General features: G+C 65.8%; 21 protein-coding genes and 1 tRNA gene. 16 read left to right on the top strand and 6 right to left on the bottom strand.

The window, feature by feature from the left end; genetic code table 11:
- Window positions 1-22: 22 nt before the first annotated feature.
- The gene (locus tag ACQUSX_RS14535) at window positions 23-943 is read left to right on the top strand and encodes a cation diffusion facilitator family transporter (protein WP_428907787.1); all 921 of its coding nucleotides are present in this window, start codon (window positions 23-25) and stop codon (window positions 941-943) included.
- Between the two features lie 30 nt (window positions 944-973).
- On the opposite strand, the gene ACQUSX_RS14530 is transcribed toward ACQUSX_RS14535, so the two are convergent.
- Complete coding sequence (locus tag ACQUSX_RS14530) at window positions 974-3,445, bottom strand: ATP-dependent DNA ligase (protein ID WP_428907788.1); 2,472 nt, start codon at window positions 3,443-3,445, stop codon at window positions 974-976.
- Between the two features lie 77 nt (window positions 3,446-3,522).
- Here ACQUSX_RS14530 and ku point away from each other — a divergent pair, with 77 nt between their 5' ends.
- A complete protein-coding gene (ku, locus tag ACQUSX_RS14525) occupies window positions 3,523-4,362 on the top strand; it encodes a non-homologous end joining protein Ku (protein ID WP_428907789.1) in 840 nt (279 codons plus the stop codon).
- 7 nt (window positions 4,363-4,369) lie between these two features.
- Here ku and ACQUSX_RS14520 read toward each other — a convergent pair whose 3' ends face one another.
- Window positions 4,370-5,149, bottom strand: a complete 780-nt coding sequence (locus ACQUSX_RS14520; protein WP_428907790.1) for a DedA family protein — start codon at window positions 5,147-5,149, stop codon at window positions 4,370-4,372.
- A gap of 83 nt (window positions 5,150-5,232) precedes the next feature.
- A tRNA-Leu gene (locus tag ACQUSX_RS14515) sits at window positions 5,233-5,314 on the bottom strand.
- Between the two features lie 124 nt (window positions 5,315-5,438).
- Here ACQUSX_RS14515 and ACQUSX_RS14510 point away from each other — a divergent pair.
- From ACQUSX_RS14510 to ACQUSX_RS14475, 8 genes are all read left to right on the top strand, one after another.
- Window positions 5,439-6,578 (top strand): TadA family conjugal transfer-associated ATPase, encoded by a 1,140-nt coding sequence (locus ACQUSX_RS14510; RefSeq protein WP_428907791.1) that lies wholly within the window; start codon window positions 5,439-5,441, stop codon window positions 6,576-6,578.
- Entirely contained in the window at window positions 6,575-7,432 is an 858-nt protein-coding gene (locus ACQUSX_RS14505) for a type II secretion system F family protein (protein ID WP_428907792.1), read from the top strand. The genes ACQUSX_RS14510 and ACQUSX_RS14505 overlap by 4 nt, the downstream gene beginning before the upstream one ends.
- A 39-nt stretch (window positions 7,433-7,471) precedes the next feature.
- A complete protein-coding gene (locus ACQUSX_RS14500) occupies window positions 7,472-8,401 on the top strand; it encodes a type II secretion system F family protein (protein ID WP_428907793.1) in 930 nt (309 codons plus the stop codon).
- Between the two features lie 1,763 nt (window positions 8,402-10,164).
- Window positions 10,165-10,674 carry a hypothetical protein gene (locus ACQUSX_RS14495; protein WP_428907794.1) on the top strand — a complete coding sequence of 170 codons (510 nt, stop codon included), beginning with the start codon at window positions 10,165-10,167 and terminating at the stop codon, window positions 10,672-10,674.
- Complete coding sequence (locus tag ACQUSX_RS14490) at window positions 10,671-11,132, top strand: hypothetical protein (RefSeq protein ID WP_428907795.1); 462 nt, start codon at window positions 10,671-10,673, stop codon at window positions 11,130-11,132. The genes ACQUSX_RS14495 and ACQUSX_RS14490 overlap by 4 nt, the downstream gene beginning before the upstream one ends.
- Window positions 11,132-11,305, top strand: a complete 174-nt coding sequence (locus tag ACQUSX_RS14485) for a hypothetical protein (RefSeq protein ID WP_428907796.1) — start codon at window positions 11,132-11,134, stop codon at window positions 11,303-11,305. The genes ACQUSX_RS14490 and ACQUSX_RS14485 overlap by 1 nt, the downstream gene beginning before the upstream one ends.
- Window positions 11,298-11,525, top strand: coding sequence for a hypothetical protein (locus ACQUSX_RS14480; RefSeq protein WP_428907797.1), 228 nt, complete (start codon window positions 11,298-11,300; stop codon window positions 11,523-11,525). Before ACQUSX_RS14485 ends, ACQUSX_RS14480 begins: the two co-directional genes overlap by 8 nt.
- A 259-nt stretch (window positions 11,526-11,784) precedes the next feature.
- Window positions 11,785-12,378 (top strand): recombinase family protein, encoded by a 594-nt coding sequence (locus ACQUSX_RS14475; protein ID WP_428929984.1) that lies wholly within the window; start codon window positions 11,785-11,787, stop codon window positions 12,376-12,378.
- A gap of 669 nt (window positions 12,379-13,047) precedes the next feature.
- Here ACQUSX_RS14475 and ACQUSX_RS14470 read toward each other — a convergent pair.
- Window positions 13,048-14,682: a recombinase family protein gene (locus ACQUSX_RS14470; RefSeq protein ID WP_428907799.1), complete on the bottom strand. Its 1,635-nt coding sequence runs from the start codon at window positions 14,680-14,682 to the stop codon at window positions 13,048-13,050.
- A 148-nt stretch (window positions 14,683-14,830) separates the two neighbouring features.
- On the opposite strand from ACQUSX_RS14470, the gene ACQUSX_RS14465 reads away from it, so the two are divergent.
- Genes ACQUSX_RS14465 through ACQUSX_RS14455 form a run of 3 tightly spaced genes read left to right on the top strand, consistent with a single transcriptional unit; the run spans window position 14,831 to window position 16,111 of the window.
- Complete coding sequence (locus tag ACQUSX_RS14465; protein ID WP_428907800.1) at window positions 14,831-15,232, top strand: TadE/TadG family type IV pilus assembly protein; 402 nt, start codon at window positions 14,831-14,833, stop codon at window positions 15,230-15,232.
- Window positions 15,222-15,680, top strand: a complete 459-nt coding sequence (locus ACQUSX_RS14460) for a TadE family protein (RefSeq protein WP_428907801.1) — start codon at window positions 15,222-15,224, stop codon at window positions 15,678-15,680. Before ACQUSX_RS14465 ends, ACQUSX_RS14460 begins: the two co-directional genes overlap by 11 nt.
- Window positions 15,677-16,111, top strand: coding sequence for a hypothetical protein (locus ACQUSX_RS14455; RefSeq protein WP_428907802.1), 435 nt, complete (start codon window positions 15,677-15,679; stop codon window positions 16,109-16,111). The genes ACQUSX_RS14460 and ACQUSX_RS14455 overlap by 4 nt, the downstream gene beginning before the upstream one ends.
- Before the next feature lie 9 nt (window positions 16,112-16,120).
- Here the strand turns inward: ACQUSX_RS14455 and ACQUSX_RS14450 are convergent, their stop codons facing one another.
- Entirely contained in the window at window positions 16,121-17,344 is a 1,224-nt protein-coding gene (locus tag ACQUSX_RS14450; protein WP_428907843.1) for an MFS transporter, read from the bottom strand.
- Between the two features lie 83 nt (window positions 17,345-17,427).
- On the opposite strand from ACQUSX_RS14450, the gene prfB reads away from it, so the two are divergent.
- Window positions 17,428-18,537 (top strand): peptide chain release factor 2, encoded by a 1,110-nt coding sequence (prfB, locus tag ACQUSX_RS14445; protein ID WP_428907803.1) that lies wholly within the window; start codon window positions 17,428-17,430, stop codon window positions 18,535-18,537.
- Window positions 18,538-18,633: 96 nt separating this feature from the next.
- Here the strand turns inward: prfB and ACQUSX_RS14440 are convergent, their stop codons facing one another.
- Window positions 18,634-19,680: a DUF2510 domain-containing protein gene (locus ACQUSX_RS14440; RefSeq protein WP_428907804.1), complete on the bottom strand. Its 1,047-nt coding sequence runs from the start codon at window positions 19,678-19,680 to the stop codon at window positions 18,634-18,636.
- A 187-nt stretch (window positions 19,681-19,867) separates the two neighbouring features.
- On the opposite strand from ACQUSX_RS14440, the gene ftsE reads away from it, so the two are divergent.
- The gene (gene ftsE / locus ACQUSX_RS14435; protein WP_428907805.1) at window positions 19,868-20,935 is read left to right on the top strand and encodes a cell division ATP-binding protein FtsE; all 1,068 of its coding nucleotides are present in this window, start codon (window positions 19,868-19,870) and stop codon (window positions 20,933-20,935) included.
- Complete coding sequence (ftsX, locus tag ACQUSX_RS14430; protein WP_428907806.1) at window positions 20,932-21,846, top strand: permease-like cell division protein FtsX; 915 nt, start codon at window positions 20,932-20,934, stop codon at window positions 21,844-21,846. Before ftsE ends, ftsX begins: the two co-directional genes overlap by 4 nt.
- The last annotated feature ends 18 nt before the right edge of the window (window positions 21,847-21,864 follow it).

Raw genomic sequence — 21,864 nt, 5'->3', positions numbered from 1 at the left:
GGTTCCGGCCTAGCCTGGAGGCATGCACGATCATGCCCCCGTCCCCGGCGGAATCCGTGGCGCCGGAAACCGGCGTCTGCTGGCGATCTCGCTCGGCATCACGGTGACGATCATGGTCGTGCAGGTCGTCGGCGCGATCCTGTCGGGATCCCTTGCGCTGCTCGCGGATGCCGCGCACATGTTCACCGACTCCTCAGCTCTGGTGATCGCCCTCATCGCGAGCGCCGTCGCCGCGCGCCCCGCGGATGACCGGCGCACGTTCGGCTATCAGCGCGCCGAAGTCTTCGGCGCGCTGATCAACGCGATCATCCTGATCGTGCTCATGGCGGTGGTCGCCGTGCAGGGGGTGCAGCGTCTGATCGAGCCGGGCGAGGTCGAGGTCGCCGGACCCCTGATGCTCGTCGTCGCCGTGATCGGCATGCTCGCCAACGCGATCTCGATGTGGCTGCTCAGCGCCGCGCAGAAGACGAGCATCAACGTCCGCGGCGCCTACCTCGAGGTGATGGGCGATCTGATCGGCTCGGCGATGGTGATCATCGCCGCCGTGGTGATCGTCACGACTGGCTGGATGCCGGCGGATGCCATCGCGTCGCTGCTGATCGCCGTGATGATCCTGCCGCGGGCGCTGTCGTTGCTGCGCGAGGTGTTCTCGGTGCTGTCGGAGTCGGCGCCGAAGGGGATGGCGGTCAGTGAGATCCGCACGCACCTGAAGATGTACGACGGCGTCGTCGACGTGCACGACGTGCACATCTGGCAGCTCACCCGCGGAGCGCCGGTGTTCACGGCGCACGTGCGGGTCGACCCGCAGCTGCTCGTCGACGGCCGCACCGCTGACCTGCTGCAGGACCTGCAGGGATGCCTGGCGGACCATTTCGACGTGGATCACTCCACGTTCCAGCTGGAGCCCGCCGGCCACGAGGAGTGCGAGGCGAGGCACTCCTGATATGGCGCCCTCCCCGGGCAGCGGACGCAGTCAGTCTTCGACGGTGATCTCCGAGACGCTCTTGTCGGGCCGGAGTCCGCGCCAGCGGGAGTGGCGGAGGATGCCACCGGGTGACCAGTTCGCGAACTCGACCTCGCCGACCAGCTCCGCCCTGACCCACAGCGCATCGCCGCTGTCTGCGGTCGGCACGCCGTCCAGCGGAGGCTTCTTCACGCGCAGTGGCTGCAGCTGGCGGTCGAGGTCGCGCAGCATCCGATCCGTGAATCCGGTGCCGACGCGTCCGACGTAACGCAACCCGCCGCCGCCGTCGGGGACGGCGAGCAGCAGTGAGCCGATGGAGCCTGTGCGTCCGCCCTGGCCAGGACGGATGCCGACGATCACGACCTCTTGGGTGCGGGTGTGCTTCAGTTTCAGCCAGGATGACGAACGCGCGCCCGGGCGGTACGTCGACATCGGATCCTTGGCGACGATGCCCTCCAGGCCCTGCGCACTGCTCATCTCGAGCGCATCCTCCAGGTCGTCGAAGACGGGCGGCACCTGCACGGGGGCGTCGAGGTCGGATGCCAGCTGCTCGAGCAGCTCGCGGCGCTGCCGCAGCGGCACGCCCGTGAGATCGTGTCCGTTCAGGCGCAGCAGATCGAAGAGCATGTACACGACCGGGGTGCGCACGACCTCCCGCTCGATCTCGCGGGCGCGGGTGAGGTGCATCCGATTCTGCAGGCGTGCGAAGCTCGGCCGGCCATGCGCGTCGAACGCGACGATCTCGCCGTCGACGACCGCCTCGGAGGCGGGCAGGTGAGGCGCGCCGTCGGAGGTGAGCTCCGGGTAGCGGGCGGTGATCTCTGCTCCGCTGCGCGCCCGAAGCGTGAAGCGGCCGTCACCGGCATCCGATGCCTGCCATGTGCCGATGGCTCGGATGCCGTCCCACTTGATCTCCGCCCATGCGGGGGACCCGAGCGCGCGAGCGCGGCCGGGTGTTCCCGGCTCCGAGAGCATCGGCGCGAGCTGCGCCGCCGGCGGTGCCGTATCCGGTGCCGACAGCGGGGAGTGGGCCTTCGCCGCGACCTTCGCGGGCGCGGAGGGGCGCTGCCCGGCGTCCTTCATGCGGTGCAGCAGCCACTGCGACTTCTCACCGTCGCCCTCGGTGCGGATGAGTGCCAGGCGCGCCGCGCCGATCCGGCCGCCGATCTGCCCGGTGAACGTGCCGATCACCTCGTCGTCGCGCCACTTTTCCAGCTCCACGGTCCCGGTGTCCCACACCGTCATGGAACCAGCACCGTATTCGCCGCGCGGGATCTCGCCCTCGAACGTGAGGTACTCCAGCGGGTGCGGTTCGGTCATCACCGCGAGATGGTTGCGGTCGGCGGACTCCGGGATGCCCTTGGGAACAGCCCAGCTGATCAGCACACCGTCGCGTTCGATCCTCAGATCGTAGTGCAGGCGACTGGCATGGTGCTCCTGCACGACGAAGCGCGTGAGGCTGGATCCCGAGACGGATGCCGTCCGCGGCATGGGCTCCGGCGTCTTCGCCGCATCGCGCTTCGCGAGGTAGGACGACAGAGCGGGCGACGGGGGAGCGAGCGGCGCCAGGGGGTCGATTCCGGCATCCGTCCGCTCGAGCACCTCGTGGAACTCGAGGTGACGCAGCTCGGGATCGTCGAGCTCGTCCCAGGTGCGCGGCGTGGCGACCCACGGTCGGGCGCGGCCTCGCAGCGAGTACGGCGCGATCGTCGTCTTGGAGCCGTTGTTCTGGCTCCAGTCGATGAACACCTTCCTGTTCCGCGCCGACTTCGCCATCACATGCGTGGCGAGGTCGGGATGATCGGCCTCGATCAGGCGGGCCAGCTCCTTCGCCACGCTGGATACGTCGTCGCTGGACTGCAGCCCCGTTCCGTCGTCCGCGGTGGGCAGCCGCGCGTACAGGTGGATGCCCTTGCTGCCGCTGGTGACCGGCAGGGGATCCAGACCCATGCCCGTGAGGATGCCCCGGGCGATGCGGGCGACCTCGGCGCACTCGGCGAGTCCGACACCGGGGCCCGGATCGAGGTCGAGCACGAGCCGATCGGGAAAGCCGCGACCGCCCGACGCAGTGAACCGCCACTGCGGCACATGCAGTTCGAGTGCGGCGACCTGCGCGAACCACGCCAGCGTCGCCACATCGTCGGCGAGCGGATAGTTCTTCGGGCCGTCCGAGTGCTCGATCGGCAACCGGCGCACCCAGTCGGGTGCGCCCTGCTCGAGCTGCTTGGTGAAGAACCCCGCCTCCGGGGCATCCGCCGTGCCGACGCCCTCGACCCACCGCTTGCGCGTGACCGGGCGCCCCCGCAGGTGCGGCAGCATCAGCGGGGCGATGCGCGAGTAGTAGGCGATCGTCTCGCCCTTGGTGGTGCCCGTCTCGGGGTAGACGACCTTGTCGAGGTTGGTGACGCGCAGGCGACGGCCGTCGACCAGTACGGTCTGCCCTGCCTGCCCGCTCCTGCCCACCTGCCCTGGGGACGCCATGTGGTCAGGGTAGCGGTCGTCCGGGTCGAAATTGCAAGCCCTATGCGTGACGGGTGTGACTGGTGTTCACTGGGGGCATGAGAAGCATCTGGAAGGGCGCATTGACCTTCGGGCTCGTGAACGTGCCCGTGAAGGTGTACTCGGCGACCGAGGACCACGACGTGCCGCTGCATCAGGTCCATGATGAGGACGGCGGGCGCATCCGCTACCAGCGCACCTGCGAGGTGTGCGGCAAGACCGTCGCCTATGCCGACATCGATCGGGCCTATGTGGAAGACGGCCAGACGATCGTGCTGACGAAGGACGACCTGGCCGCCCTTCCGGCCGAGAAGAGCCGCGAGATCGACGTCGTCGAGTTCGTGCCGCGCGAGCAGGTCGACCTGCTGACGCTCGATCGGGCGTACTACCTCGAGCCGGACTCGAAGTCACCCAAGGCGTACGTGCTGCTGCGCAAGACGCTCGAGCAGACCGACCGCACGGCGATCGTGCGGTTCACGCTTCGGCAGAAGACCCGTCTGGCGGCGCTCCGCGTGCGCGGCGACGTGCTGGTGCTGCAGACCCTGCTGTGGGCGGACGAAGTGCGCGAGGCGTCCTTCCCTGCGCTCGATGAGGACGTGAAGATCAGCAAGAAGGAGCTGGAGCTGTCAGCGTCCCTTGTCGACAGCTACTCCAGCGACTTCGAGCCCGAGTCGTTCGTGGACGAGTACCAGAAGGAGCTGCGCACGCTCATCGACGCGAAGATCGAGGCGGGCGAGGGCTTCGAAGTGTCCGATGCCTTCGGCGACGAAGCCGCCGAGAAGAAGGGCGGCGAGGTCATCGACCTCATGGAGGCGCTCCGCGCCAGCGTGGAGAAGTCGAAGGCGGGGCGCAAGAAGCCGAAGCAGGACAAGCCGGAGCGCGAGAAGGATGCCGGGTAGCCTGCGGTCAGCGCTTGCCGTCGCCGTCCAGGTCGGGTGAGCGCTCGAACACCGTGCTCTCGAGCGTGAGCTGCTCGGCTTCGACCGCGTCCGTGACGACGTCCTTCCCGGCCGCGGCGGCTTTGCGCGCCTTGCGCCGTTCGGCGAAGTAGTGCCAGGCCGTCACGATGATGGTGCCGGCGACTGCGACGAGCAGGATGAGGTCGATGTAGTCGACGACGAACTCGGAGACCCACGGGATGAACGCGATGAGGTAGCCGAACATGGTCAGCCCGAATCCCCACAGCAGCGCGCCGATGAGGTTGTACAGCGAGTAGCGCTTCCACGGCATGTGTCCGACGCCGGCGGCGACCGGCGCGAAGGTCCGCACGATCGGCACGAAGCGGGCCAGGATGATGGTGATGCCGCCGAACCGCTCGAAGAACGCGTTCGTGCGCTCGACGTTCGCGCGGCTGAACAGGCCGGACTCCTTCCGCTCGAACACCGCCGGTCCGCCCTTGTGGCCGATCAGGTATCCGACCTCGCCGCCGATGAATGCGGCCAGCGCGATCAAGAGGGAGACGGCCCAGATGTTCACGCCGAAGATGTCGTTCGTGTGCGTGAGCAGACCCGAGATGATCAGCAGGGTGTCACCGGGCAGGAGAAACCCCACCAGCAGACCGGTCTCGGCGAACACGATGAAGCAGACGACGAGCAGCGCCCACGGACCCGCCGCCTCGATGATGACGGCAGGGTCGAGCCAGTCCGGGAGGATTCCCGTCGGAACCTGCGGTGCGGAAGGGAGCAAAGGGGGATCCCGTCGTTCGATCTAGGCGGAGTGCCGGGGGAGGTGAGCCCATCCGAGCTCGGTGTGCCTGGTGATGATGGCTGTGCGGAAGGTGGGACTTGAACCCACACACTCGAAAGCACAGGAACCTAAATCCTGCGTGTCTACCAATTCCACCACTCCCGCGCGCGACCAAGTCTACTGTCGCGCGAGCATTCGGTTTCCGTCTATCTGCTGTCAATCCGCGCCCGTCCGACCGGGTTGTGGATAACTTCTGCAACGGCTCGGCGCATTCTGCCAGGATGCCCGGGTGAGCCATCCGTCCCTTGTCGTCGCCGAGCGGGTGCGGCGCCGCCTGCGTCTGGAGAACACGGATCCGTCGTCGCAGCCGGACCAGGCGCGGCGCATCGCGCAGACCGAGGTCCGTCGTCACAACGACCTCGCGCTGCAGCGCGGTGAGACGATGATCGATGATGAGGTGGCGCTGGTGCGCGACGTGCTGGCATCCGTCTCCGGCTTCGGCGCGCTGCAGCCTCTGCTCGACGACGATTCGATCGAGGAGATCTGGCTCAACGGACCCGACCGCGTGTTCGTCGCGCGCGGCGGCGCGACGGAGCGCCTCGACCTGCAGCTGACCGATGCCATCGTGCGCGACCTCGTCGAGCGGATGCTGCAGTCGACCGGCCGGCGGGTGGACGTCAGCCAGCCGTTCGTCGATGCATCGCTGCCCGACGGCTCGCGACTGCACGTCGCGATCGCCGATGTGGTCCGCGGATCGTGGGCCGTGAACATCCGCAAGTTCCTCCCGCAGCACCGCACCCTCGACTCGCTGGTCGCGCAGGGAGCCGTCCCGCCGCACATCGCCGAGCTGCTTCATCGTGCCGTGCTCGACGGCAGCAGCATCATCATCTCCGGCGCGACCCACGCCGGGAAGACGACCCTGCTGGGTGCGCTGCTCGCATCGGCCGCGGACCGGCAGCGCATCATCACGGTGGAGGAGACGTTCGAGCTCGCAGTGGAGGGGCCGGACGTGGTCGCCCTGCAGGGCAGGCAGGCCAGCCTGGAGGGCACGGGTGAGATCACCCTGCGCCGGCTCGTCAAGGAGGCGCTGCGGATGCGCCCCGACCGGCTGGTCGTCGGCGAGGTGCGCGACGCCGAAGCGCTGGATCTCGTGCTGGCGCTGAACACGGGTGTGCCCGGCGCCGGGACGGTGCACGCGAACTCCGCGGACGAAGCGCTGGAGAAGCTCGCTCTGCTGCCGCTGCTCGCCGGACGCAACATCGACCGCACGTTCATAGCACCCGCGCTCGCCTCATCGATCTCCTACGTGGTGCACTGCCGCCGCGAGGCGGACGGCAGCAGGCGTGTCACCGAGGTCATCGCGCCCACCGGCGAAGTGTCCGAGGGACGGATCCTGAGCCGGTCGGTGTACCGGGCGGAGGATGCATGACCCTGCTCATCGGCGCACTTCTCGGAGCGGGGCTGCTGCTCTGCGCCTCGCCGTGGCTGTGGCCGCCCAGGGAGCGGGCCGTGAAGGCACCGAGCCGCGGGCGGCTGCGCCGGCTGCTGGATGAATCGGGTCATGCCCGGACCTCGACCCGCACGCTCGTCGTCGTGATGATCGCTCTTTCGGTGGTGGCGGCCTCGCTGGTGCTGCTGTTGACGACGCTGCCGGTGCTCGCGGTGCTGGCCGCGCTCGCCGCGGCCATGGCGCCGGTGCTGTTCCTCCGAGGTCGCAGGCTGCGGCTGCGCAAGGCACGCCGCCAGCTGTGGCCGGACGTCTGCGACCTGCTGGTCGCCGCCATCCGGGTCGGGCTGTCGCTTCCGGATGCCGTCGCGAGCCTCGCCGAGTCGGCGCCGCCGGCGGTGCGCCCCGCGTTCGCGGTGTTCGCGCGGGATCTGCGTGCCACCGGTCGCTTCGAAAGCAGCCTCGACCGTCTCAAGGACACGCTGGCCGATCCGATCGCCGACCGGATCGCGGAGACGCTGAGGATGGCCCGGCAGGTTGGAGGCACCGAGCTGACCGGAGTGCTGCGGGCGCTGTCGGCATCGGTGCGGGCGGATGCCGCGCTGCGCGGCGAGGTCGAGGCGCGACAGTCGTGGATCCGTGGAGCGGCGGTGCTCGGCGCCGTGGCGCCGTGGGTGATCCTGGGTCTGCTGTCGATGCGTCCCGAGGGCCGCGAGGCGTACGCGAGTCCCGAGGGCGTGATCGTGATCGTCGTCGGCGCCGCCGTCTCCGTGGTCGCGTACCGGGTGATGCTGCGCATCGGCCGCCTGCCCGAGCCGGCGCGGTGGTTCGGATGATGACGGAGTGGTTCGGATGAGCGCGGAGTGGTTCGGATGATGACGGATCTCGCCCTCGCTGTGCTCCTGGGCGGTGCGTTCGCCCTCGGGCTGCTGGGCGTGCTCTCCGCTCTGCCGCGATGGGGTGCGTTGTCGCTGGAGCGGCGGATCGGCCCGTATGTGCGAGACGTCGTGCCCGATGAGCTGCTGCCCACAGGCGTCCTGCCCACGGTCGGCGCGATGCCGGTGCACGGGAAGCGGGCTTGGAGCCGGCTCCGCGCGTGGTTCGAGCGCATGCTCGGCGGCGGGGACGCACTGCGGCTGCGCCTGGCGCAGGCGGGCAGCTTGCAGACGCCGGCCGGCTTCCGCGGCCGTCAGCTCGCGTGGGGTGTGGCGGGTCTGGTCGCGGGTGCTCTCGTGGTCGTCGCGATCGCCGTCGCCGGCCGGATGTCCGCGCCTGCCGTTCTGCTTCCGCCGCTCACCGCGGCAGGCGCCGCCCTCGCGTACGACATGCAGCTGACCGGACGGGCGAAGGCGCGTCGAGCGCGTCTGGCCGATGAGCTGCCGACGACTCTCGAGTTCCTGGCGCTGTGCCTGTCGGCGGGGGAGTCGCTGCTGGATGCCCTGCGGCGCGTGTCGAGCATCGGCACCGGTGAGCTCACGGACGAGTTGAGGCAGACCGTGCTCGCCGTGCACACCGGATCGCCCCTGGCGGACGCCCTCGGTGAGACCGCGACTCGACTTCAGCTGCCCGGGCTGACGCGAGCCGTCGACCAGATCATCGCCGCACTCGAGCACGGCGCGCCGCTCGCGGCGGTACTGCACTCCCAGGCGGCGGATGCCAGGGAGGAGGCCAAGCGGGTGCTGATCGAGCAGGCAGGGCAGAAGGAGATCCTGATGCTGCTGCCGCTGGTCTTCCTGATCCTTCCGCTATCTGTCCTGTTCGCGATCTATCCGGGGCTGTTCATCCTTCGGCTCGGTCTCGGCTGAGCCCGTCCCGACCACTTCGAAAAGCAAGGAGTTCACAGATGTCGACTATCGGAAAATGGTTCGCTGCAGGCCGCAGACTGGCCGAGGACGAGCGCGGCGACGTGCCCGGCTGGGCTGATATCGCAACACACGCATTACACGTTGACAGTCGCGTATAACGCTCCTGCCCGTGTCCCGGCCCCACACCCTGGCCGATCCCGTCACCGTGGAGAACATGAACCACGTAGACGATGAACTCCTCGAAGGCCTCAAGGCCATCCGCAATATGGCGAACCTGCCACTACCTCGCGTGGGCGAGCTTCACCGCCGTCTGATCGTCGCCAGGTCATCAGCCGACCGTCAGAAGATCATCCGCGATGCGGCCATGGAGTCGCAGAGGAATGCGTACCGTACCCGCGCCGAGCTTGACCGGATGTACGGGGAGAGGCGCTACTACGAACAGAGGGCAGGAAACGGCCCTGAGAAGCCCTCTGCGGCCCCTACAGGCTCCCGCAGGTACACGGAGAGGCATCCGGAACCAAAGCCCGTTACAACTCGCTACGTGACGCCCACGAAATCGGCACCGATCCAAGCGGATGCACCGAAGGTTGAGAAGGTTCCTGAGGTTATTCCAGTCGGGGAGAAGAAGAATCTCAACCATGGCACGACAACAGGCTACAAAGATGGATGCCGCTGTGATCCATGCCGGGAAGCCAAGCGGGTGAGCAGAAATCCGAAGGGTACCCGCCGACCGAATGGCGAACCGGCTCCGCACGGGACCACGACAAACTATCAGCGCGGGTGCCGTTGCCAGGAATGCCGGAAGGCCGTAGCAGATTACGCGCGGTGGAAGCGAAATCAAGAAAATGGATGAGGGCCACACCCTCGCAAAATCGGATAGCATCACTACATATCCCCTCTGCGAACGGCGGAACCAAGCAGGGGGATTTTTTCTGCCCGCGTGATGTTTACACACATATAACCAACTTGGGCGTGTCGCGGAATAGTCGGCGCGGCTTTGTGGTTATCCTACATATACCGCCGTTCATATCTGGCTAGTCCCCGTGAACCTGCGCGCCAAGTATCTAACGTAACCGTGAAGTGAGTTGAGATTCAATTCTCCTCCCGTGGTCTCCTTGGCCTCTTCCACGCAAACCAGCAGGCTCCCCGACATAGCAACCAGTCACGAACGGGGCGTGACTTCCGGATAAACCATGAACCGGACATGGGAAACCATCTGTGGCTTTTCTCCAAGGCCTTGGTGTCACAGGTGCCGATACATCGCGCTTCTCTTCTCTGAGGGCGCTACTTGTGTTGGATCGACTCGGTAGTGATGTTTGAAGAAGTCCGAGGGCCTTTTGGGGTAGGGGAGTTTCAGAAACCTAGAAACTATCCAAGCTCAAAACCCTAGGTCAGAAGAAGAAAATGAACAGATACATCGTTGTGACCAATCCCGCTGTGGTTGAGAAGGTCACGCGAGGGATAGCACCCTTGATGCTCATCAGTGATGGAGAGACATTCGAAGTTACAAGCTGGGTACTCACAGACGAAGAAGTACTTTTCGAGCTGACTCTCATTTCGTGAAATAGCACCCGGAAATTCTTCTCAAATAGTTCCCACTTACGGCCCCATAGTGGGAAGAAACGCGCGATAGTAGATATGTACGGATCAGGAAATCGAGGCTTGGTTCGGACACTCCTTAGGGATATAGGGCGGGAGGATGGCTACATTTCGTCTAGGTCGTGTAGTCATCCTCCTCTAGGAAACACTGGGAACAATCCACCATGGGACGCAAGAGTATTATTCTGAATCATCCTCAGAAGCCGCGTATTGACGCGATGCTAGATGATGGCGTGCCCTATGAGCGCATCGCACGAGAAATGGGACTCGCGCTCTCGACCGTGGGAAGATACGCACTTCTCAGAAGAGGCGAGCTAGCCAAGCTCCTAGACGATGTTCCCGGCGTGGTCACCGTCCTGAATCGCCTACTTGAGACCGCAGACCACGCCCGAGACATTCGCCGCATCACTAGAGTCACCGGCTCCCCGGTAGCACAGGCCAGGGCCATCAAGTCAGAGCTTGAGGTACTGGGGAAGCTCATCACTGATCTACAAATCACAGACACGACGATTACCGAAGTGATGGCACAGACAGAAGCTCTTGTGACAGCCATCCGAGCATTCGGGCGTGAGTACCCGAGTTCGGCAGAAGACCTTATCCAGACCATGGAGCGCACACCGGGTGCGGAACAACTAGCTATCGCGCTACGTCGCGGGAACAGGAAACTACAGTGACAACCAAGACGCCTGAGACAGTAACAATTACCGTCCTGACAAGTGGCCTGACGATCCCCGGCCCCTCTAACCCGGCATCATATTTCCACACTGAGGGCAGGACCGCCCTTCGCGGTGAGGTTGTGGAGGTTGAGCGATCCGAGACAGTGAATCGTCTTGGTGAGTCATGGCTGGACCTTGACGATGAAGCACAGATTGCACGCTGGGGAGTTGTCCGATTCCGCATCGGGGATCACGTTGAAGCCGAAGGCATCAAGTACCTAGGGGACGACGATGAGCGTATTACCTTCCGCAGACGCGAGCGCGAGGTTCAAGAGGCACGCAAGATCACGGATGCCGCTGAGCGTAGGGACGAACTCAACAGAATCTATGCACTGTATGGGCGTGGGGATAGCGGACAGCGCTCGACGGGCTACAGCGGGCAGAGTTCGGTAGCCCACACGGATATGCCCTACTGATGGCAACGCCGCGTCAGAGAGCGGACCTGATCCGATTGGAAGCCCTGTTGCAGGAAGCCTTCTCCATGATCGATCAGAGGTATTGGGCCACGCGCGACATGCGCGCGAGCTACGAACAGGTTTTGAAGCACATCCGCATGTGGATTGCTTGGGAAGAAGATGAAAATGACTGATCCACTAACCGGCCCTTCGCGTGACATGCTCCTGGCGATCATCGCGGAGTCCGAGCGTAACCAGCGTGAGAACGAATATGCGCGTACCGAGCAGACGTACACGCCGAAGGCATGGACACCTGAAGAGGAAGCCGCTCTCATGGACAAGTTGCACGGCACGGATGCCGAGAGGCTAGACCGGCTGATTGCCGAGCACAACGAACAACAGCGGAGACGCTGAGTAAAACTTCCTCCCCGACTTAATGGCTTTCGGCGGGGAGGAACCCCTACCGTGTCGCAGGTATGCCCGACGCGGCACGATGCCCTCCTGCATCCTCTTCATTTCATCTAGCGGGAGGGCATCGCTGTGTCTCAAGTGGCATAACAGGTGAGACAGTCCCGGATCAGTGAGATTCCGTCTCAAGGTGTCGTGCAAACTCAACACTTGAGACATGTCTCAGCTATTGAGTCTCATAGTTAGAGCGTGATACGCTTCCACTATGAGCACAGCAGAGAGCACCTGGGGTTACCGTCGCGTGTCCAGCGTTCAGCAGAGCTACGCCCGTCAGACCGAAGCACTGCACAAAGCGCTTCTTGAGGCGGGGGTGCCTGAGTCCGAGCTTGAGAACCGGATCATGGAGGACAAGATCACGGGGAAGCACATGGATCGCCCCGGGTTCAAGGAACTCCTTCGTGTGGTGCGAAAGGGCGATGTGATCTATGTCTCTTCGCTCGACCGGCTGGGCCGCACTACTCTGCACATCCTCGAAACCATCGAGCAACTGACCGCCAAGGGCGTCACGGTCAAGAGCCTGAAGCCGGGGGAGCAGTTCGAAGGCATCACGGGCAAGCTCATCATGACGATCATGGCGGCTATCGCAGAGTGGGAGCGGGAGAACATCAATGAGCGTGCCGCTGATGGGCGTGCCGCTCGTGCCGCAAAGGGTGACAGGAAGCCCCGACCCAAGACGGCTCTCAAGCCCGAGACTGTGGCCGCTGTAAAGGCTCTGCGCGCTCAGGGCATGGTCATCGGCAAGATCGCCGCGAATCAGGGGATCAGTCGCGCGAGCGTGTACAGGGCACTGGACGCTTGAGCTTGGCCGTAGTGCCCATACTTGGGGGCGTACTACCCATATTTGGCATCTTGTGTGCCAGATTTGGCACTACCGTAGGTCCGATTGACGTACGCTAGATGCTGTAAAGGTTCATAGCTCCTCCCAGGGGCCATCCGAAGCTGCAACTTCAGACGGCCCCCAGCGCGGGTGGAGCAACCACGCCAGTCAGCCAGGACTGGCGAACTGTCCCCGGTCAGACAGGACCGGGACTGTTTCTCAAGAGATAGCTCCGGGTTCATAACGCCCGGGGCTTTCTCTGTGTCCGATTCTAATGCGGAACAACGACACATCGACGGGGGTAGGCGACTGCGGGGCGTGCCTGTGGATAACTCGATGGGTCGCATTTGGGCACATATGGACCCATTGGGGCACACTCACTACCGCTGGGTGCCGCTGAGTGACGCTTAACCGACATTGTAACGATTTGGTAACGGAACTACATTGGTGTAGTTATCCACAGGCAACCGCTTTGTGCAATGCGCTTGAAGTAGTAGCGCGTCTACGCTGTCGGCATGATCCTTCCGCCCATCGATCCCGACATCCCCACATCGGACGATGATGATTTCGACGGCATGAATCCAAGGTGCCCGTCCTGCCTCTCGACTATGCAACCCAAGGTGACAGCATCGGGGGAACGCTGGGAGTGCCCTAGCTGTGGGGCTGTGCGCCTGTAATCAACTCCGTGGGGTTTAGCTCGATACGATCCGCCCCACGCCCGCCCCGCTTGATCCGGGGACGATACAGAGCCTTAATCATGTCCCGCTTCTTCTCCATGGGGAACTCGCGGAAGACATCAGCGAATCGCTGAGCCCACTCCATGGCACCCGCGTACGTCGGCTCGATCTTGCCCGCCTGAGCTTGGTCTAGAAGCTCTCCCAGTGCGCCGCCCTCAGCCCTCTGAGCGGCCAGAGTATCCCGCTGAGCCACTAGGGCCGCACGCTCGGTTTCCAGCACCTTCAGACGGGCGTCAGCCTTCTTATGCAGGTTCTTCCGCTTGGGATCGAAGATGATTTCCGTAGCAAGGTCGCTTGCTTCCGCGTTGTCGGCAAGCTCAGCATTCAGGGCGGCGAGCTTGGTGCTCAGTGCGTCCGCGTCAGGTGCCCGCAGTGTGCCCTTGAGAAGCTGTAGAACAAGATCATCCATGACGCGCCCGTTAGCTATGTCCACCTTGATCGACGTGTGCTTGTTGTCCGGGTCTGACAGCCGGTTCCGGCACATGTAGAAGTAATAGACGTTGCGCGGACCTCCCTTGCGCTGGGAGTAGGACACCGATCCGTAGCAACGCTCTCCACACGCGCACTCGATGATTCCGGAGAGCAGGTAGGTGGCCTTTGGTCCCGGCTTCTGAGGCTGGGAAGTCTTGAGGTTCGCGAGGTAGGCAGTCAGAGACTCCCACTCTTCGCGGGTGACAATCGGCTCAATCCGCGATACCGGCATCTCTACGCCCTTGGCTACCAGGATGCCCGCGTTCCTGGGCCGGATCAGGGTCTGACGTACGGTACTGGCAACCCAGACGCCGGGTACTTTCTTCTTCTCGGTAGGCCGGGTGCGATCTACTCTTTCGGTGCCCGTTACGGCAGTAGCGTATCCGGCTTCCGTCCACTCTCTGGCAAGTCCCCACATGGATGCTGTGCCGTCCAGCACGCGCCGGTAGGCATCCCGGATAACCCCAGCTTCAGACTCGCGTACAGGCACGTACACGGCCCCGTGCGCCTTCTCATCGTCTGAGAGTGTCCAGCCGAGTTCATCGGCCTTCTCAGGCGTCAGGGTGGCCCTTCCCGACTCCCAACCGAACGGGCGTAGCCCCTTGGCCGGTAGACCCTTCGCGGCGTCAGATGCGATCTTGGCCGACACTCTCAAGGAAGTATTCGCGGACTCAGCACGGGCCTGTTCGCTGACCATGATGATGAGAAGACGACTGTTCTGTACAGTCGAATCAAGGTTGTCTTTGTAGAAAACTAGACGCCCGTCCGCATCCTCGATCTTGTCCAGCACCAAGCCGACCTGACCGGCCCCGCGACGTGAGAGCCGATCCAACTTCCAGACGGCGAGAGTTCGAACCTCACCCTTGGTGATAGCCAAGATCGCGTTGTCGAAGTTCTCGCGTACTACGCCCTTCTGGTAGCCCGACTTCCCGGCATCCGACCACACACTACGGACGGTCAGACCCTCAGCCTTGGCCCACGCCCTCAAATCCTTCTCCTGACGGTCAAGGGAGTCCTTGCCGTCGCGGTCTACGCTCAGCCTCAGGTAGAGGTCTACAAGCTGGCTCGGATCGGTCATGCGTCTAATACTATGTTCGGCTGGGTTCTCGTGACACTCATGACGGCTGCACTCGTCGTCGTGATCTGGGCTGTGGCCGGTCCGGCGCTGGTCGACCTGTTCGAGCAGGCGCTCGCCCGCGTCTCGGGAATCTGACACCGGAGCGCACATGCGTGCACGGCCCGTGTTCAGTGACGAGCGAGGTTCGAGCCCCGTCGAGTTCGTGCTCGTCGGAGCCCTGCTGACCGCGCTCACGCTCGCCGTGCTGCAGATCGCCCTGGCCGTCTACGTTCGCAATGTCGTGCACGATGCGGCTGTAGAGGGCGCCCACTATGCGGCGCTCGCCGACACGACGCCGGGTGACGGCGTCATGCGGACGCAGCAGGTGATCAGCCGCGCGATCGGCTCCGACTACGCGGGGGACGTCGCGATCGGCCAGGACAGCAGCCTCGGGCATCCGAGCGTCGTCGTGCGGGTGCGCACGACGCTGCCGGTGCTCGGGCTGATCGGCATTCCGCAGGCTCTGGAGGTGTCAGCACGTGCGCCCGTCGAATCGCTCGGTGAGGAATGAGCGCCGCCCTCTGCTGCATGACGAGTCGGGCTCGGCGGCTCTCGAGTTCATCGTGGTCGGCGTGCTGCTGCTGGTCCCACTGGTGTACCTCATCATCACCCTCGGCGCCGTGCAGGAGCAGACGCTGGGCGCCGAGGCCGCCGCGCGGCACACCGCTCGCGTCATCGGTCAGGCTCAGGATGCCGAGACCGCGGCCACCCGAGGCGATGCCGTGCTGGCCGGCGTCGTCCGCGAGTACGGCATGGACGCGGATGCCGTCGAGGTGGGCATCTCGTGCCGGCCCGCCGGCTCGCAGTGTCCGGCTGCCGGGGCCACGGTCATCGTGACCGTGCGCACCAGCGTCTCGCTGCCGTTCATGCCGCCGCTGTTCGGCCTGGACCGGATCGCCGCGATTCCCGTCGAGGCGCAGTCGGCGCAGAAGGTCTCCCGCCTGTGGGGGAGCGAATGATCCTCCCCGCGCGGCTGCGCGCGCTCGCGCGGGACGATGACGGCAGCATCCTCCCGCTGATCCTGGGCTACGCGCTGCTGGCGATCGCGGTCGTCCTCACCTGTGTCTGCGCGACGGACCTGCACATCGCGCAGAAGCGCCTCGACTCACTCGCCGACGCGGCGGCGCTCGCCGGCTCCGACGGGTTCGTGCTGCAGATCGACGGCGAGAGCGTGCGAGCCGAGCTGACGGACGGGGGAGTGCACGAGCAGGCGGACGCCGTCATCTCAGCCGTCGCACAGGACGCGCAGCTCGTCTCGGCGAGCACCCCGGACGGCGTGTCGGCCCGTGTCACGGTGACTGCCGCATGGCATCCGCCTCTGCTGTCGCCGTTCGTCCCCGACGGGGTGCGCCTTGAGGCCATCGGCACCAGTCGCACGGCGCTGCGCTGAGGCCGAAGCTCACTCAGGGCTGCGGGGGAGGTACCGGGGAGTCCAGCGGGCGAAGCCCGCGGCGCCGATCAGGGCGATCGCTCCCATCGCCCCGGTCGCGATCGACAGCGACGCCGCCGCGGCGATGCCGGCGACGATCAGCGGGGCGGCAGCGCCACCGGCATCCGTCAGCGTGCGCCAGGAGCCGAGGAAGGTCGCCGGCTCGCGCTCGGGGGCGAGGTCGGCGCCGAAGGTCAGCAGGATGCCGCTGGAGAGACCGTTGCCGACGCCGAGCACGGCCGCCATCAGCGCGAACCACATCGTCGCCTCATCCATGTCGTGGGTGAGTGAGAGCGCGATGAACGCCGCACCCATCAGCAGCAGCGCTGGAACGGCCGCCCAGATCCGTCCGAAGCGGTCCATCACCTGCCCGCTCGCGTAGAACAGAGCGAAATCGATGGCGCCGGTCACTCCGACCACCAGGGCGATCGTCGTGGCATCCAGACCCAGCGAGACACCCCACAGCGGCAGGATCACCTGCCGAGCCGACCGCACGGCCGAGAGCGAGGCGGCGGCGGTGCCCAGACGCAGCAGCACGGCGCGGTACGCCCACATCGTCTGGAACACGCCGCGCTGGTCGAGGGTGGGGATGGAACCGGTGACGACCTCGCCGGAGTCCTCGGCGACCGCGGCGCCGGTCGGCTTCAGCAGCACCGGGTTGCTCTTCTCGGGATCGGGCCCGAACAGCACCAGCGGCACGATGACCGCGGCGCAGGCCAGCAGCACCCAGATGCTCGACATCTCGGTGCCGGTGAGCTGGATCAGTCCCGCCGCGACGAACGGGCCGACGAAGACTCCGAAGCGGAAACTGCCGCCCAGCAGCGACAGCGCACGCGCTCGGAAGCGCGGAGGCACTCGAGTGGTCATGAAGGCGTGCCGGGCCAGCCCGAACGCGGCGGCGCAGAAGCCGAGCAGGAAGACCGCCGCCGCGAACAGCACCAGAGTAGGCGCCAGGAGCATCCCGGCACCGGCGAGCAGTGAGGCGGTGCCGGCGAACACCATGGTGAACCGCTCGCCGATCTTCGCGACCAGCCAGCCCGCGGGGATGTTGCCGCACAGCTGCCCGATGACGAGAGCGGATGCCACGAGCGCGGCCATCGAGACGTCGGCGCCCAGACCGGTGGCGATCACAGGGATCAGCGGGATGACGGCTCCCTCGCCGAGTGCGAACAGCACGGTCGGCGCGTAGACCATCGGGCCGAACTGCTTCAGGACACTCGCCGCGCTCTCTCTCACACGTTCACGCTAGCCTGCCCCGCGCGGTAGGCTGAACTGCCATGTTCGAACTCGATCTCTCCGCCGACATCCAGGCCCTGCGACACACCTTCGGCGACATCCGCGAGGTCGTGGACGTCACCGCACTGCGCGAGGACATAGCGCGACTGAGCGAGGAAGCCGGAGCACCAGATCTCTGGGACGACCCCGAGCAGGCGCAGAAGGTCACCAGCGCGCTGAGCCACAAGCAGGCCGACCTCAAGCGCGTCACCGAGGTCGAGCAGCGCCTCGACGACCTCGAGGTGCTCATCGACCTCGCCAACGAGATGCAGGACGAGGACTCGGCCGAAGAAGCGCGCCGTGAGCTTGCGGCGCTCGCCGAGACCATCAACCAGCTCGAGGTGCAGACCCTTCTGGACGGGGAGTACGACGACCGCAACGCGATCATCACGATCCGCTCCGGCGCCGGCGGCGACGACGCCACCGACTTCGCCGAGATGCTGATGCGCATGTACCTGCGCTGGGCCGAGCAGCACGGCTATCCGGTCAAGGTGATGGACACCTCCTATGCCGAAGGCGCGGGCATCAAGTCCGCGACTTTCGAGATAACCGCTCCCTACGCGTTCGGAACGCTCTCCGTCGAGGCCGGCACGCATCGGCTCGCGCGGATCAGCCCATTCGGCTCCGCCGACAAGCGCCAGACGTCGTTCGCCGCTGTCGAGGTCATCCCGCTGATGGAAGAGGCCACCGAGGTCGACATCCCCGAGAACGACATCCGCGTCGACGTCTTCCGCTCCTCCGGTCCCGGCGGTCAGTCGGTCAACACCACCGACTCGGCTGTGCGACTGACCCACCTTCCGACCGGCATCGTCGTGTCGATGCAGAACGAGAAGTCGCAGATCCAGAACCGCGCCGCCGCCATGCGCGTGCTGCAGACGCGCCTGCTGCTGCTGCAGAAGGAAGAGGAAGCGGCGAAGAAGAAGGAGCTCGCGGGAAACATCACCGCCAGCTGGGGCGACCAGATGCGCTCGTACTTCCTCTACGGTCAGCAGCTGGTCAAGGACCTGCGCACGGGCCACGAGTCCGGCAACCCGGCCAACGTGTTCGACGGCGATCTCGACGACTTCATCTCGGCGGGCATCCGCTGGCGAAAGCGCAAGGAAGAGGACTGATCCTCGGACGCTCGTCCCCTGACACGAGAGCGGCACCGCAACACGACAGAGCGGCCCTGGATTCCTCCAGGGCCGCTCTGTCGTGCATCCACCAGGTCAGGGCATCAGGCAGGTCGTCATGCCGTCGGCGAACTTCTCGGTGAACTCGCCGGCCGCCTCCGCGTCGGTGAACGTCTCGTCGCCGGAGGCGATCACCCAGAGGGTGTCGTCGGGGATGTCGGAGTCGACGAAGTAGTTCGCGTAGCACATGATCTGCTCGTCGCTGAGGTCGCCCGACGCACCGGTGGCCGCGATGATCTCGTCGAGACCGGCGGCGACCTCGTCGGCGGAGGGCCGTCCCTCGCCCGAGACGCCGCTGTCGCCTTCGTCGGTCGAAGGGTCGTCTGACTCCTGTGGTGCCGCGCTCTCGGAGTCGGAGAACGGCGGCGCGGACGACAGCTCGTCGATGCTGGACTCGAAGACGGCGAGGGCGGTGATCGTGATGATGACCGTGCCGATGATGCCGCCGACGATCGAGAGGATCAGGCCGGTGATCGAGGGCCACTTCGCCGTGTTCTTCTGGAAGATCGCGATGATCGACACGACGAACGCCGCGAACAGCACGACCGCGCCGAAGATGAACGTGACGGGGATGCATGCGAGAATCGTGCCGAGCACCGCCAGGCCGAGGCCGACGAAGCCGAGCACCGGGGTCTTCTTCGGGCCGACGGAATCAGCGGCCGTGTAGGGCGCGCCGTACGGCTGACCGGCGCCGGGCACCTGGTAGGCGCCGGGGTATGACGCCGTGGCGTTCACATCGGCGTAGCCGGGTGCTGCCGGCGGGGCGTAGCCGGGTGCCGTGTAGTCCGACGGCGGGTACGCCTGGGTCGGGTTCTCAACAGGGGTGAGATGCGCGTACGACGGCATGGACTGGATGTCCTCGCGCAGCGCCGTGGCGTCCGGGTCGAAGTCGCCGCCGGCCACAGCCGCGTCGGCCGGCGCGTCGGTTGGAACTTCGCCCGGTGCGTCCGTCGGCACTTCGGCCGGCGCGTCGACCGGAACCTGCGTCTCGGCATCCGGCGCGAAGTTGTCGGTCCACTGCTGACCGTCCCACCAGCGCTGTCGCCCTGAGCCGTCGTCGTACCATCCCGCAGGAGTGCTCATGGCACCCTCCTCAAGTCTTTCTCTCGTCACGCGGTGCAGCCGCGCGTCCCCCTCGTCGGCGTCGAAAATGCGCCCCTATGTGTATATCAGTCGGGGGCGCTCCGCGCGCCTGTGATCACGGTCGGCACGGTGCGGTGGGAGTGTCGCTCGTCGCCGAACGGCGGGGCGCGCCTAGGCTCGAAAAGCCATGATCCGGTTCGAGAATGTCACCAAACGCTACCGCGGCACGAAACGCCCCGCGCTCTCCGATGTCGACTTCAACGTCGACGCGGGCGAGTTCGTGTTCCTCGTCGGAGCTTCAGGCTCCGGCAAGTCCACGTGCCTGCGACTGATCCTCCGCGAGACGGTCCCGACCACAGGCCGGGTGGCCGTGCTCGGTCGCGACCTGCGCTCGCTCGCCAACCGCAAGGTGCCCTACTTCCGGCGCCACATCGGCTCGGTGTTCCAGGACTTCCGCCTCCTGCCGTCGAAGACGGTCGCGCAGAACGTCGCCTTCTCGCTGCAGGTCATCGGGTCCTCGCGCGGGTTCATTCAGCAGGCCGTCCCCGAGGCGCTCGCGCTGGTCGGTCTCGACGGCAAGGCGAAGCGGATGCCGCATGAGCTCTCCGGTGGAGAGCAGCAGCGCGTCGCGATCGCGCGCGCCATCGTGAACCGCCCCAAGGTGCTGCTCGCCGATGAGCCCACCGGAAACCTCGACCCCGCCACCTCGGTCGGCATCATGCAGCTGCTCGCGCGCATCAACGCCGGCGGGACGACGGTGGTCATGGCCACCCACGAGGCAGCCTTCGTCGACCAGATGCAGCGCCGAGTGATCGAGCTGCAGAACGGCGAGATGGTGCGCGACGAACTCGGCGGCGGCTACGGCGACACCTCCAGCATCCCGAGGCTGCAGCCCGAGAGCGTGCCGGGGGCCGCGGCAGCCGCGGCGCTCACCGCCGTCAAGGAGGCGCAGCGCGAGACCCTGAGCGCTCCGGCGCAGCAGCAGCCGGTCGCGCGTGAAGCAACCGCACGGCCAGAACGCCCCGCACAGCCCGAACCGGCCGCTCAGGCCGTGCCCGCGGCAGCCAAAGCCGCGCAGCCCGAGCCGGCGCCGGCCCAGGAGATCCCGACGCCGCCGGAGGAGAAGCCGGCGGCGACCGTAGGACCCCGCACGAACCCGATCATCATCCCCGAGGTCGACGTCGCCGAACTCGGAATGGCCGATCGCCTCGGCCTCTCCGACACCGACGACGAGGAAGTGGGACCGACCTCATGAACTTCTCACTCATCGTCGGAGAGGCCCTGATCGGCCTTCGCCGCAACATCTCCATGGTGATCTCGGTGGTGCTGGTCACCTTCGTCTCCCTCACCTTCGTCGGTGCCGCGATCCTGATGCAGACCCAGATCAGCACCATGCGCGCGTACTGGGGTGAGCAGGCCGAGGTCACGATCTACATGTGCTCTCCGCTGTCCACCTCGGCGAACTGCGTCAACGGCGCAGCGACGTCGGAACAGGTCCAGAAGATCGACGACGACCTCTCCGGCGATGCGCTGGCACCGCTGATCAGCAAGGTCGTCTACGAAGACAAGGAAGCCACCTTCCAGCTCTGGATCGACCGATTCGGCGAGGAGCAGGCGAACGCGTTCGGCGTCGAGAACATGGGCGAGGTCTTCCGCGTCACGCTGAAGAACCCGCAGCAGTCCGACGTGATCAGCGAGGCGTTCTCCGGCGTGGCCGGCGTCGACGACGTGCAGGATCAGCGTCAGCTGCTCGACCCGCTCTTCTCCGCGCTGACGGTCGCGACCTACATCGCCGTCGGCGTCGCAGCACTCATGCTCATCGCCGCCGTGCTGCTGATCGGCACGACGATCCGGCTGTCGGCATACGCCCGGCGCAAGGAGATCGCGATCATGCGCCTGGTCGGAGCATCGAACAGGTCCATTCAGCTTCCGTTCGTGCTCGAGGGCGTCTTCGCCGCATTCCTCGGCTCGGTGTTCGCCAGCGCGGCCGTCCTCGTCGGCGTGCACTTCGGCGTCGAGGGATACCTCGCCGAGCGGGTGCCGTTCATGCGCCCGCTGGTCGGGATGTCGGATGCCGTGTTCGTCGTTCCGGTGCTCATCGCCATCGGCATCCTGCTCGCCGCTCTGTCGGCCGGCTTCGCGATCCGGCGCTGGCTGCGCGCATAGTCGTCGTATACTGATGGG

This window comes from Microbacterium alcoholitolerans (genome assembly GCF_050408615.1).
Taxonomy (GTDB): domain Bacteria; phylum Actinomycetota; class Actinomycetes; order Actinomycetales; family Microbacteriaceae; genus Microbacterium.
This window is presented reverse-complemented; position numbering and strand designations above follow the sequence as displayed.